A 13710-nucleotide genomic window follows, 5' to 3' on the forward strand; every position below is an offset into this window, starting at 1 on the left:
AGTAGCACTTATGCTGAAAGACCCGGCCTTATAAGCCTAATGCCAGTCAGTTAAGCTGACTGGCATTTTTTGTAAGGGTACTTTTTAGGTTTTTTCCTCATCACTCGAGGATACTTTCTATCTGGTACCTTGTCTGGCAATTCAAACATTCTTAACGTTTCCAGAAGCGTAGCATAGTGCTTCGGAAGGTTACCCGGACTACTGATCGGTATAGTAGTTAGATAAACCATTACATGTCTCGCGCAGTGAGAGAAACTTAACCTATTTGGATTAACATCATCCATGCCTGAAGCAGCTTCGATCATCGCTATACGAACCAAATTGTAGGCAACAAGTACTCCCCATAGCTCTTGCCGAACCATGTCTGGCTTTCGACTTCTTAGTGTGTGGGCAGACAATAAAAGGGTTTGTTTTATTTCTCGATAGCCAAGCTCAATTTCCCAACGCTGTTGGTAAAGCTCTACCAGCTCGTTATATTGATATTTCAGCGGATCTGTCAGCGAGCTTAAAACACGATACTCCTGACCATCAATGGTATAACTTGTTAATCTTACGATTAATTCTTCATTTAAGTCAGAGAACTTTTTCGTGCCTGAGGAGATGTTTTGATTGATACCAGCCTGTCTCTTTTTCCGAGTTTATGCACTTCAGTGTAAACAAGGTCCTTTTTAGCCGGTATCATCCAGTGCCTTTCTGTTCCCGCCTGAGACCAGCTATTTAACAGGCCAAGTGAATAGTAACCTCTGTCAAATAGGGTTAGTGAGAATATCAGGTGCGTGTTCAATCAGCCTTTCGGCAAGAGTCATTTCGCCAATCTTTCTGGCATCGAAGGCACTGTCCAAAAGCAGATGACTTGATAGCTCCATCAAGCAGCACATGCGCACCTGAGGGTAACTGTTTTCCCCTTGTTTATTGCTATCGGAGCCGAAGAAGTCCCGGTTTTCGGCATTGTCATGGGTACGAAAAACGACACCGTCCACTGCAAGCAGGTTAAGTCCATGCCACACTTCAAACTTTTGCTTATTAAAGTGATGAGCAGCCAGAGCCTGAAATGTTTCCTGCATGGCTTCCACACCTAGCCTCTGCCGGGCTTGAACTAATGCGCTTGGTGCAACTAAATGACGTTTTCCAGGCAAAGATACATCAAGTTTACTGGCTATATCCCAGACGGATTCTTGTCGGAATAAACCCATTCCTACAACTGACCAAACCACAGCCTCCAATGGCAAGCGACGTTTGCGTACAGTTGCAACCCCCGCTTTTTCAAATGCTTGTGCAAGCAACTCAGGAGAGAGTAGTGAGTTCAACTTGTCTAATGAAGTGAGCTCTTTTACAGAGGAAATAGTTGTATCAAGGAGGGACTGAATAGACATAAAAAATCCGGCATCAATTACTTGATACCGGATTTTGAAGCCTTTTAAGGATCGTTCAACTGATCTATTAAATTTCTTAACTGATCAGCATTAGGCCTTATAAGCCGGGTTTTTTGTTGCTCCAATAACAGGATTTAAACAAACCTTTGTCAGCTTAACGGATACAGGATAAGCTAGCTCAACCTTACCAAAATCAAATGTAGCTATATGAAAAATGGGATTTTACTGGTTAATTTAGGAACACCTGACCGGCCGGACAGTGATGCAGTGAAAGCGTTTTTAGGCGAGTTTCTGCAGGACAAAAGAGTGGTCGACCTTTCGCGCTGGATCTGGTTACCTGTGTTGAAACTCATTATTCTGCCTAGACGCTCACCTAAGGTAGCAGCTTTATATAAAAGCATCTGGATGGATGAAGGCTCTCCCCTGATGGTCTACTCCCGACGTCAGGCTGATAAACTGGAAAAGTTGACGGGAGTCCCCGTTGCGCTGGGGATGACTTATGGAAATCCAAGTATTCAGTCAGGAATTGAGCAGCTGAAGCAGCAGGGAGTCGATAAGGTTACCGTATTACCACTCTATCCGCAGTACTCGGGCACCACAACCGGTGCAGTAGAAGATGCGCTTGAGAAGGCTTTGAGCCAGATTAGCCAGCCGCCACAGATTGAGCTCGTGAACAATTATCACGATCACCCTTTGTATATCAAAGCACTGGCGGAGAAAATCCGTAGTCACTGGCAGAAGCATGGTCAGGCGGATTACCTGCTCTGTTCATTCCACGGCATTCCTCAACGTTATGCTGATAACGGTGATATCTATCCTAAGCATTGTGAAAAAACCACTCAGCTGTTAGCAGAGGAGCTGGGGTTGTCTGATAAGCAAATGGGCATGAGTTATCAGTCGCGTTTTGGCCGTGAAGAGTGGCTAAAGCCTTACACTGATGAGACGCTTGAGCAGCTACCTAAGAAAAGTATTAAACGGTTGGATATTATAACGCCGGCATTTTCAGCAGATTGTCTGGAAACTTTGGAAGAGATAGCACAGGAATGCAAAGAAATTTACCTGAATGCGGGTGGCGAGAGCTATCATTATATTGATTGTTTGAATGACGATGATGCTCACATTGAAATGATGGATAGGTTATGCAAGGAGTTTCTTTAATCATCTCTTGATGGATTAAGCTGGCTTATTAGTAATTTCTGTTTCATCGGTATTGGAAATGTTAGCATTACGCGAATTTATTATAAAAAAACAGAGTTATGAAACGTTGGTATTTGCTTTATTGTAAGAGAGGCGATCTGGCCAGAGCCAGAATGCATCTGGAGAATCAGGGAGTAGAGTGCTACTACCCGGAAATGCAGGTTGAAAAGCTGGTAAGAGGTAAGAGAAAGGTGGTGACTGAGCCGCTGTTTTCTTCTTACCTGTTTGTCCGGTTTGATTATGAAGCCGGCCCAACATTCACTACCGTTCGTTCCAGCAGGGGTGTAGTGGATTTTGTAAGACAAGGTAGTTATCCGCAGGAAGTTCAGGGTGATTTAATCTATGAGCTTAAGCAGGTTGAACAGCAGGCTGTCGAACCTATGGTAACTTCTCTGCCGGACAAAGGGCAGGTGGTCAGAATTAAGCAAGGTCAGTTTGCCGGCCTTGATGCCATATACTCAGAAGCTGATGGCGAGTTGCGCTCGATTCTGCTTATAAAACTGATTAGCCAGACGGTAGAAGTGCGGGTAAGTAACAGCGATATTGAGTTGCAGGGTTAACTGCTTTCAGTTACAACCAGAATAGATAAAAGCCTGCCTTTACTGATAAAGGCAGGCTTTTTTACATTTTACTCTTACATCACCGCCGGTGTGGCGGTGATGGTCTGACAGAGCTTAGTAAGAGTCGTTATGCACGGTTTGTACTGCACGACCTGAAGGGTCAGCCATGTTCTTAAAGGCTTCATCCCACTCAATCGCTTTTGCAGAGGAGCATGCGATAGACGGGCCACCCGGTACACACTCTGCAGCAGATGGTAGCGGGAACAGCTCTTCGAAGATTTCACGGTACATATAGCCTTCTTTTGTTGTTGGCGTGTTGTACGGGAAACGGTACTCTGCGGTTTCAAGCTGCTGATCAGAAACTTTTGCTTCCGCGACTTCTTTCAGAGAGTCGATCCAGCTGTAGCCTACACCATCAGAGAACTGCTCTTTCTGACGCCATGCAATAGAGTCCGGCAGATAGTGCTCGAAACACTCACGCAGAATGTGTTTCTCCATTTTGCCGTTGCCACACATCTTCGCCTGAGGGTTAATGCGCATCGCAACATCGATAAACTCTTTATCAAGGAAAGGTACACGCCCTTCAACACCCCATGCAGCCAGAGACTTGTTCGCACGGGCACAGTCAAACATGTTCAGTGCCAGAAGTTTACGAACCAGCTCTTCATGCATCTCTTTAGCATTTGGCGCTTTGTGGAAATAGAGGTAACCACCGAAGATTTCATCGGCACCTTCACCGGAAAGAACCATCTTGATACCCATAGCTTTAATTTTACGTCCCATCAGGAACATAGGAGTAGACGCACGGATAGTGGTTACATCGTAGGTTTCGATGTGATAGATAACGTCACGGATAGCATCAAGGCCTTCCTGAACAGTATAAGTCATCTCATGGTGTACTGTACCCAGCTTATCAGCCACTTCACGAGCCGCGATTAAGTCAGGTGCACCTTCCAGACCAATGGCAAAGGAGTGCAACTGTGGCCACCATGCCTCGGTTTTTTCGTCATCTTCGATACGCATAGCAGCAAATCGTTTTGCTACTGCAGAGGTGATAGAAGAGTCAAGACCACCAGACAGCAGCACACCATAAGGTACGTCAGTCATTAGCTGGCGTTTAACCGCTGCTTCTAGTGCTTCGGTAAGCTCTGCTTTATCTGCTTCGTTATCTTTTACTGCGTCATATTCCATCCAGTCACGGGTGTAATAACGCTGAGGTTCTGCATCTTCAGAGGAGAAGTAGCTGCCCGGAGGGAACTCACTCACGGTTTTACAAACCGTAACAAGCGCTTTCATTTCAGAGGCAACATAGTAGTTTCCGTATCCGTCACGGCCCTGATAAAGAGGCATGATACCGATATGGTCACGGCCAACCAGATACTGATCTTTTTCTTCATCATAAAGAACAAAAGCAAAAATACCGTTTAGCTCTTCAAGGAGTTTTTCACCCATATCCTGATAAAGAGCCAGAATAACTTCACAGTCTGAATCTGTCTGGAAGTCATATCTGTCTTCATACTTTGCACGAATTTCTTTATGGTTATAGATCTCGCCGTTAACGGCCAGAACCAGTTTACGATCCGGGCTATACAGAGGTTGTGCACCACTATTCAGTCCAACAATGGCTAAACGTTCATGCGCAAGGATTGCACGTTTTGAAGCGTAGATACCAGACCAGTCTGGACCGCGGTGACGTAGTTTTTTAGACATTTCCAGCGCAATTGGACGTAACGCTGCATCGTCATTTTTTATGTCTAAAATGCCAAAAATTGAACACATATACTTTTATTCCCTAATTCATATCCGTTGGAGCAATAGCCTAAATTTGCCATTGTCGTTAAAAAAAGCAACCTTTTGTGATGAAAAAAATAATTAAATAGCCTTAATAAAAGAAAATATCCAATATTTTGGCCTTATTTCGAATGAGATCTATTTTTTGCCGCCTAAATAACCAGTTTTTTAATCATGGCTGTTTTTTGCTGTATCAAATGTTGGTTGTAACTGGTCACAAACATGACGGGCAAATCCACTTCCTGCCTCATGGTAGATATTAAAGGCAGCATTTACCCCTTCTTCAAGCAAAGATTCAAGTTGATCGGGGTACTCAGCAATAGCGGCTATGTTTCCGCTAAATCCTTTATTCTTTAACTGTTGCAGTGCCAGTTGATTTCCCAAATGGTGTGGCATGGCCAGTAAGATTAGCTGAACGTTTCCCGTGTCTAAGATACGTTCCCAGAAGTCCGGGTCAGTAGCATCACCGCAGATAACGTTTCGTCCCTGATCGGTGTGTTGCTTAACGGCATCCTGCCGGACTTCTACGCCCAGATTTATGTGGCCATATCTTTGTGTCAACTCATCATAAGCACCTGTGCCTATCCGGCCCATGCCTAAAATAAGTACCTGTGCTTCGCCCGGGTTAATCAGGCGATCCAGCTGGTTGAGTTTTTCCTCTGACTGCTGCTTAAGCCAGTTCGACGAACGTTGATACATTGTGTGACCAAATCGATTCAGCGGAGAAGCGATGATAAAGGAGAGAGACACAGCAATAGCAATGGAGGCCAGAAGATCCCCCGGTAACCAGCCGAGTTTGTATGCCAGCCCGCCCACAATCAAACCGAATTCGCTGTAGTTGAGCAGTGTCAGGCTGGCCAGAAATGAAGTCCGTACCCGGAATTTAAAGCGATCGAATACCAAATAGTAGAGAATCCCCTTAACTGGCAACAACATCAGAAACAGAAAGGCAGTAATTAAGCCTGAAAGGTTAGGGTGCTGTGAGAGGCCTATATTGAGGAAGAAACAGACCAGAAACAGCTCTTTCAGGTTAAATAGTGATTTAGACAGTTCAGAAGACTTTTTATGTCCGGCCAGAATCATACCTAAAATCAGGGCACCCAGATCCGCTTTTACTCCGGTAAACTGGAACAAGCCGGCACCCAGAACAAGGGCAGAGAAGATACCGAAAATCACCAACATTTCGCCGTGACCAACCCAGGATAAAACCCGGTAGAGAAGGGGCCTCAGTAAAGGCAGGGCGAACAGGAAGATGGCGTACCAGAGAGGCAACTTACCGGTCGAAATGGTCAGAAAAAGCACCGCGAAGATATCCTGCATAACCAGAACACCGATAGCGATGCTGCCATAAATGGCATTCATTTCACCTTTTTCCTGAAGGGTTTTAATGGCGAATACTGTGCTGGAAAATGACAGGGCAAAAGCAATTAGCAGCAGTTGATCCAGTGACAGAGCAGTTAGCGTCGATACGCCAATCAGTTTTAACGCCAGAAGGGCGAGGGTAAAAAACAGGGTCGAAAAAAGGTTATGCAGTGTTGCTCCTGCCCAAATCTCTTTTGCTAACAGAGTTTTAATATCCAGCTTGAGACCGATGGTAAACAGCAGCAGCGTTACCCCGAGATCGGCCAGAAGCTCTATGGTGTGACTGGACTCAAAACCAGCAAAACTTAAGCAAAAACCGGCGATCAGAAAACCCACTAAGGGTGGCAACTGACACTTGAGTGCGATAAATCCGGAGATAAATGCTGCGGACAACAGAATAAGATCCATACCTTCCCCTCTAATACAGAAAAGGCCAAGCGTTATAAGCTTAGCCCGTTAGAGTTGACCATAAAAACTGCTTATTCTTCAAGAAGTTTTTGTAACAAAACTCCATTTAGCATGGCACGTTTTATCATAGCAAATGCGCCCATAGTCGGCTTGCCTTCAAGCTCTGAAGCAACGATAGGCAGGTTGGTATGAAACGTGGTTAAAGATTGCGTTTCAATATTGCGACGGATAGCAGGAAAAACCAACTCTTTTGCTGCTGTGATATCTCCGGCAATGACAATTTTCTGGGGGTTAAACAGGTTGATGGTGATGGCAATGGCTTTACCCAGCTTATTGCCGACCCTGACCAGACTCTGTTTTGCCAGATCATCGCCCTCTAAGGCGTGTTGACAGACCTCTTTCATGGTGATAGTGCTTAGTTCAGACAGCGAGGAGTCATAGCCCTTGCTTAACAGCTCATTAATGCGCTCTAAAATGGCCGGGTTAGAGGCAACGGTCTCCAGACAACCAAAATTGCCACACTGGCACTGGCTGCCCAATGGGTCAATCTGGATATGGCCGATTTCACCAACATTGCGGTTGGAACCAAGAAATACCTGACCGTTAACAATAATGCCGGCTCCGGTTCCCCGGTGAACACTGACCAGAATAGAGTCATTACAGTCACGGCTTGCGCCAAAGTAATGCTCTGCCAATGCCTTACCGCGGATATCGTTGCCGATAAAACAGGAGACGGCAAAGTGATCCTGAATCAAATCACCCAGAGAGAAGCTATCTATATCAGTATTAGGAATATAGTCGACAGCGCCGGTTTCCGGGTTCACCAGACCGGGCAACACGATACCAATAGCGATAAGTTGTTTGATTTTATCCTGATGGCTATCAATAAACTTTTTGATCAGAGAGAGCAGGCCATCTTTAAGTTCAGACTGATTGCTGTAGTCGAAGGTAGATTGATCGCTGGCCAGTTCTTCGCCGCTCAGATTCATCAGACTAAACTGAATATAATCCCGTCCAAGACGGATGGCGACAGAGTGGAAAGGGTTTACTTCTGTGGTGAGTGAAATAGCCCGCCGGCCACCGGTAGAGGCTTGCTGCGCGACCTCTTTGATCAGGCCGCGTTCCATAAGCTGACGGGTAATTTTAGTGACGCTGGCGGGAGCAAGCTGGCTAACTTCGGCGATCTGTATCCGTGAAATCGGACCCTTTTGATCAATCAGGCGGTATACAGCCGCACTGTTGAGTTGTTTTACCAGATCTACGTTACCAATTTGTCCGCCATTCATATTTATGTCTGCTCGTAATGTCCGTTGACTACTGTTGCGTTTACATTGAAGTCATTGTCAAACACAGTCAGGTTTGCTGTCATTCCTGTTTTAATCTGTCCTAAGTGATGATCGACGCCTATTGCCCTCGCCGGGTATAGGGTGGCCATTCTCAGTGCTTCATCTAACGGAAGTCCGACAAATTTAACGGTATTTTCAATTGCTTCAATCATGGTCAATGCTGAGCCACCAAGGGTTCCGTTTTCATCGACGCATTTGCCATTCCGGTAATATACTTTCTTGCCGACAAAAATAAAGTGATCCATTTCAGCGCCGGCCGGAGCTGTGGCGTCTGTCACTAATACCAGCTTTTCTCCTTTTACTTTATGAGCAATGCGGATATTGGCATAGTCGACATGGTAGCCGTCAGCAATCACGCCGGCATAGACCTTTTCAGAATCGTAAATTGCCCCGACAGTACCCGGCTCTCTGCCAGTCATAGGTGACATGGCGTTAAACAGGTGGGTAGCAAAACTGATTCCGGCATCAAATCCCTGACAGGCTTCAGCATAAGTAGCATCACTATGACCGATAGCTACCACAATGCCGTTGTCTGCCAAGGTTTTAATTACTTCAGGTTGGTTCTTCTCAGGAGCAAGGGTCACCTTGGCAATAAGATGACTATTTTCGCAGATGAAATTAATCATTTCATCGTCTGAAGCGCGGATAAAGTCAGGGTTATGAATCCCTTTCTTTGCCACATTCAGGTAAGGACCTTCAAGGTGCAGGCCGAGCGACTGGTTTTTGTGCTGTTGCTGATACTCTTTTTGCACTTTAATCGCCTGACGCATATCCGCATCAGAGGACGTAATCAGTGTTGGCAGAAAGCTTGTGCAACCTGATTTCAGGTTTGCTTTGTGCATGGTATCCAGAGTTTCAACGGAAATTGCATCGTTAAACATAACGCCGCCACAGCCGTTAAGTTGCAGATCGATAAAGCCCGGGCTTAGATTGGCGCCCTGCAGGTCAATAACTGGTATATGTTCTGCAACCTCTTCTGACGGCAAAATGCTCTGGATAGTATTGCCGTCAACAATGACGGCGTGGTTTTCCAGCACATCGCTACCAGAATAAATCGTACAGTTGGTAAGTGCATACATGGCAGGATTTCTCATTGATTACTTCAAATTCTTAATATTTTCAGCTTCAAGCTCTCTGAAATACTTCACGGTTTTGACTTTCAGTTCCTGAGTTGAAGGTTCATCACATACGATGACAGATTTAGGGTGCAGTTGTAGTGCTGAGACAGTCCAGAGATGATTGACTGAACCTTCAACGGCTGCTTCTAACGCAAGGGCTTTATTATGACCGGTAATCAGTATCATGATCTCCTTCGAATCCAGTAGCGTACCTACACCTATGGTTAAAGCATACTTAGGTACCTGATTAATGTCGCCGTCAAAAAAGCGCGAGTTGGCAATCCGGGTATCTTCAGTCAGAGTTTTAATTCTGGTTCTAGATGATAAAGAAGAAGCGGGCTCGTTAAAAGCAATATGTCCGTCGTTCCCCACACCACCCATAAACAGATGAATCTGACCGTAAGAGCGGATTTTCTCTTCATAGCGCAAGCACTCTGCTTCGTGATCCTCTGCATTACCATTCAGCAGATTAATATTTTCTTCTTTTATATCAATGTGGTTAAAAAAGTTTTCATACATAAATGATCGGTATGACTCCGGATGATCGGCAGGGATGCCAACGTACTCATCCATATTGAACGTCACTACATTTTCAAAACTTACTTCGCCTTCATTATAAAGTCGGATTAACTGCTTATAGGTCGTTAATGGTGTGCCGCCGGTAGGCAGCCCGAGAACGAAGGGGCGGGAGGATGTTGGCTTAAATGTATTGATTCGGTTAACAATATGCTTTGCTGACCAAAGCCCGACATCTTGTGCGCAATTTAATGGAATAAGTCTCACGACGACACCTCAACAATATGTATATAACGATTAAATCTTAAGCTCGAAGCTTCAATAATTCGAATCATAAAATAAGTTTTATGATCTCGCTAGCAAAATCCTTGTTTACAACTTTTACATGTAGATCTAAGTCACACAAATGGAGGTTTTAATTTGCGGGACGAATTTAATTTCTTAAACTGAAAGTGACTAAATTGGAAGACTAAAATAAGTCAACCGAACTTAATTAAAATTCTATAGGGGGAATTTTACAGTGAACGTTCTCGGATACTTTCAAAAAGTAGGTAAAGCACTGATGGTACCAGTTGCAACATTGCCTGCTGCAGCAATACTAATGGGGATCGGCTACTGGCTGGATCCAACTGGTTGGGGTGGAAACAATGCGCTGGCGGCTTTCTTAATTAAAGCAGGTGCAGCCATCATTGATAACATGTCTGTGCTGTTTGCAATTGGCGTTGCATACGGTCTGTCGAAAGATAAAGACGGTGCTGCCGCTCTGGCTGGCTTTGTCTGCTACATGGTAATTACTACACTATGTGGTGCAGGTGCGGTAGAAGCTATCGGCCTTGTTACTTTAGATGAAGGTTCTACTCTGGCTTTCAATAAGATCAATAACCAGTTTATCGGTATTCTGTCTGGTATCGTTGCCGCTGAGTTGTACAACCGTTACTACCAAGTTGAACTGCATAAAGCACTCGCCTTCTTTAGTGGGAAACGTCTGGTTCCTATCTTAACCTCTTTCGCTGCTATTGTGATTTCATTTGTGCTTATGTTTATCTGGCCGGTTGTGTTTGGCGGTCTGATTTCTCTGGGTGAAAGCATTGTTGGTTTAGGTGAAGTAGGTTCTGGTATCTACGGCTTCTTCAACCGCCTGCTGATTCCTGTTGGTCTGCACCACGCACTTAACTCAGTGTTCTGGTTCGATATGGCGGGCATTAACGACCTTGGTAACTGGTGGACTCCGAATGCAGTAGAAGCTGGTGTTGGTGTTGTTGGTGAAACAGGCCGCTATATGGCTGGTTTCTTCCCGATTATGATGTTTGGTCTGCCGGGTGCCGCTCTTGCTATCTACCATACTGCCCGTCCTGAACATAAAGCGCGTGTAGCTTCTATTATGATTGCTGCAGGTTTCGCATCGTTCTTCACAGGTGTAACTGAGCCGCTAGAGTTCTCCTTTATGTTCCTTGCTCCGGTACTGTATCTGGTACACGCAGTATTGACAGGTGTCTCTCTGTTTATCGCCGATATGATGAACTGGACTGCTGGTTTCGGTTTCTCTGCTGGCCTTGTGGATATGGTGCTGTCTGCGCAAAACCCACTGGCGAACAAGTGGTATATGCTGATTGTTCAGGGCTTCGCATTCTTCGCTATCTACTACTTTGTGTTCCGCTGGGCTATCACAACCTTCAAGCTGAAAACGCCGGGTCGTGAAGATGAAGATGCAGTTGAAGCGAAAAGCAGTGGTGTAAGTGAAGACTCAGCAGTACTTGCTAAAAAGTATCTGAAAGTTCTGGGTGGACACGATAACCTGCAAAACATTGATGCTTGTATTACCCGTCTGCGCTTAACAGTTAAAGATATGGAAATTGTAGACGAAGCTAAACTGAAAGCCCTTGGTGCAATGGGTGTGGTTAAGCTGGGTAACAACAACCTTCAGGTTATCCTTGGTCCTCTGGCTGAAATTATTGCCGGTGAGATGAAGAATATTCCTGCATCAGAAGACCTTGTTGAAGTACAGGTACCATAACTTCTGATAAGTGATTAATTGAATAGGCCTTCCAACCGGAAGGCCTTTTTCGTTCTTACCATTCAGATCAGCTAAGTTATGTATTCTTGTGCAAAAGACCTTATTGCAAGGTCATAAATGCCTCCGATTCCAGAGTAAATTAACCGGAACAAGTTACTTCCCTATAAAAAGAGCGGAAATTACTATTATTTCATCACTTTTAGTTGTGTCGATAGTGATAAATGTGGATCATTAGGAGCTAAAACCCAGGCTGGCTTCGCAATAGTAACAGGCAGCCGTTGGGAACGAATTTCTGACAATACTAGGGCGGTTGTTTTATAACCGATCCTCCCAAAAAATAGAGGTGCTTAGATGAGTGAAGCTGAAGCTCGTCCATCGAATTTCATTCGCCAAATCATTGATAAAGATCTTGCGGATGGCAAACACACAAGTGTGCATACTCGATTTCCGCCGGAGCCGAATGGCTACCTGCATATCGGTCACGCTAAATCTATCTGTTTGAACTTTAGTATTGCTCAGGACTATCAGGGACAATGTAATCTCCGTTTTGATGATACAAACCCTGAGAAAGAAGACATCGAATACGTTGAATCTATTAAAAATGATGTGCACTGGTTAGGCTTTGAGTGGGCGGGAGATATTCATTACTCTTCTGACTACTTTGATAAGCTTTACGGCTATGCAGTTGAATTGATTACTAAAGGCTTAGCGTATGTTGATGAGCTAAGTCCGGAGCAGATACGCGAGTACCGCGGAACATTGAAAGAGCCGGGTAAGAATAGCCCTTACCGCGACCGCAGTGTTGAAGAGAACCTGGCGCTGTTTGAAAAAATGCGTAATGGGGAGTTCGAAGAAGGCAAAGCTTGTCTGCGTGCGAAAGTTGATATGGCATCTTCATTTATGGTGATGCGTGACCCGGTTATTTACCGTGTTCGTTTTGCCCATCACCATCAGACTGGTGATAAGTGGTGTATCTATCCGATGTACGACTTTACTCATTGTATTTCTGATGCGCTGGAAGGGATTACTCACTCTATCTGTACGCTGGAGTTTCAGGACAACCGCCGTATTTACGACTGGATTCTGGAAAACATTACCATTGACTGCCAGCCTCGTCAGTACGAGTTTAGCCGCCTGAATCTGGAATACACAGTAATGTCTAAGCGTAAGCTTAGCCAGCTGGTTTCTGAAAATCTGGTTAATGGCTGGGATGATCCACGTATGCCAACTATTTCCGGCCTGCGTCGTCGTGGCTTTACACCTGCGTCTATCCGTGAGTTCTGTAAGCGTATTGGTGTCACTAAGCAGGAGAACATGATTGAGTTTGGTTCTCTGGAATCTTGTATCCGTGATGACCTGAACGACAATGCACCTCGTGCAATGGCAGTGCTGGATCCGGTTAAAGTTGTGATTGAAAACTATGATGAGTCATCAGTAGAGACTCTGTCAGTTGCTAATCACCCGAACAAACCGGAAATGGGCAGCCGAGATGTTCCGTTTACCCGTGAAGTGTATATTGAGCGTGATGACTTCCGTGAAGAAGCAAACAAAAAGTATAAGCGTCTGGTTCTTGGTAAAGAAGTTCGTCTGCGTGGTGCTTATGTGATTAAAGCTGAGCGTATTGAAAAAGACGCCGATGGTAACATCACCACTATCTTCTGCTCATACGATTCAGAAACCCTTGGTAAGAACCCGTCAGACGGGCGTAAGGTTAAAGGGGTTATTCATTGGGTATCAGCAAGCCATGGTTTGCCGGCTGAAATCAGACTGTATGACCGTCTGTTTACCGTTGAAAACCCGGCTGCAACAGATAACTTTGCTGAAACCATTAACCCGGATTCACTAGTGGTTAAAAATGGTTTTGTTGAGCCAAGCTTAGCCGAGGCTGTTGCCGAGAAGGGTTATCAGTTTGAACGTACTGGTTATTTCTGTGCAGACTCTAAGGATTCAAAAGCGGATGCTTTAGTGTTTAACCGCACAGTTGGCCTACGGGATACCTGGGCTAAGAAAGACGTTTAAACGCCA

Annotated in this window: 9 protein-coding genes and 1 pseudogene; 4 read left to right on the plus strand and 6 right to left on the minus strand. The window is 45.0% G+C overall.

Going from position 1 to position 13710, the window contains the following annotated elements; all coding sequences use genetic code 11:
* Positions 1 to 50 precede the first annotated feature (50 nt).
* A pseudogene (locus tag PK654_RS04330) lies at positions 51 to 1373 on the minus strand (IS4 family transposase).
* A gap of 207 nt (positions 1374 to 1580) precedes the next feature.
* Between PK654_RS04330 and hemH the strand changes: the two are divergent.
* Both hemH and rfaH read left to right on the plus strand, forming a co-directional pair.
* Positions 1581 to 2531, plus strand: coding sequence for a ferrochelatase (hemH, locus tag PK654_RS04335; RefSeq protein ID WP_271697864.1), 951 nt, complete (start codon positions 1581 to 1583; stop codon positions 2529 to 2531).
* A gap of 98 nt (positions 2532 to 2629) precedes the next feature.
* The gene (gene rfaH, locus PK654_RS04340; protein WP_271697866.1) at positions 2630 to 3130 is read left to right on the plus strand and encodes a transcription/translation regulatory transformer protein RfaH; all 501 of its coding nucleotides are present in this window, start codon (positions 2630 to 2632) and stop codon (positions 3128 to 3130) included.
* A 114-nt stretch (positions 3131 to 3244) separates the two neighbouring features.
* Here the strand turns inward: rfaH and asnB are convergent, their stop codons facing one another.
* The 5 genes from asnB to nagB form a co-directional block, all read right to left on the minus strand.
* Complete coding sequence (gene asnB / locus PK654_RS04345) at positions 3245 to 4909, minus strand: asparagine synthase B (protein ID WP_271697867.1); 1665 nt, start codon at positions 4907 to 4909, stop codon at positions 3245 to 3247.
* Between the two features lie 180 nt (positions 4910 to 5089).
* On the minus strand, positions 5090 to 6691 hold the full coding sequence (locus tag PK654_RS04350; protein WP_271697868.1) for a cation:proton antiporter family protein: 1602 nt from the start codon (positions 6689 to 6691) through the stop codon (positions 5090 to 5092).
* 71 nt (positions 6692 to 6762) lie between these two features.
* A complete protein-coding gene (gene nagC / locus PK654_RS04355) occupies positions 6763 to 7977 on the minus strand; it encodes a DNA-binding transcriptional regulator NagC (protein ID WP_271697869.1) in 1215 nt (404 codons plus the stop codon).
* A gap of 2 nt (positions 7978 to 7979) precedes the next feature.
* Positions 7980 to 9116, minus strand: a complete 1137-nt coding sequence (gene nagA, locus PK654_RS04360; protein WP_271698787.1) for an N-acetylglucosamine-6-phosphate deacetylase — start codon at positions 9114 to 9116, stop codon at positions 7980 to 7982.
* Between the two features lie 18 nt (positions 9117 to 9134).
* Positions 9135 to 9938, minus strand: coding sequence for a glucosamine-6-phosphate deaminase (gene nagB / locus PK654_RS04365; protein ID WP_271697870.1), 804 nt, complete (start codon positions 9936 to 9938; stop codon positions 9135 to 9137).
* Positions 9939 to 10191: 253 nt separating this feature from the next.
* On the opposite strand from nagB, the gene nagE reads away from it, so the two are divergent.
* Together nagE and glnS are read left to right on the plus strand one after the other, a co-directional pair.
* Positions 10192 to 11685: an N-acetylglucosamine-specific PTS transporter subunit IIBC gene (gene nagE / locus PK654_RS04370; protein ID WP_271697871.1), complete on the plus strand. Its 1494-nt coding sequence runs from the start codon at positions 10192 to 10194 to the stop codon at positions 11683 to 11685.
* 351 nt (positions 11686 to 12036) lie between these two features.
* Positions 12037 to 13704: a glutamine--tRNA ligase gene (gene glnS, locus PK654_RS04375; protein ID WP_271697872.1), complete on the plus strand. Its 1668-nt coding sequence runs from the start codon at positions 12037 to 12039 to the stop codon at positions 13702 to 13704.
* Positions 13705 to 13710 lie beyond the last annotated feature (6 nt).

The organism is Vibrio sp. SCSIO 43137 (assembly GCF_028201475.1).
In the GTDB taxonomy this organism is placed as follows: Bacteria; Pseudomonadota; Gammaproteobacteria; order Enterobacterales; family Vibrionaceae; genus Vibrio.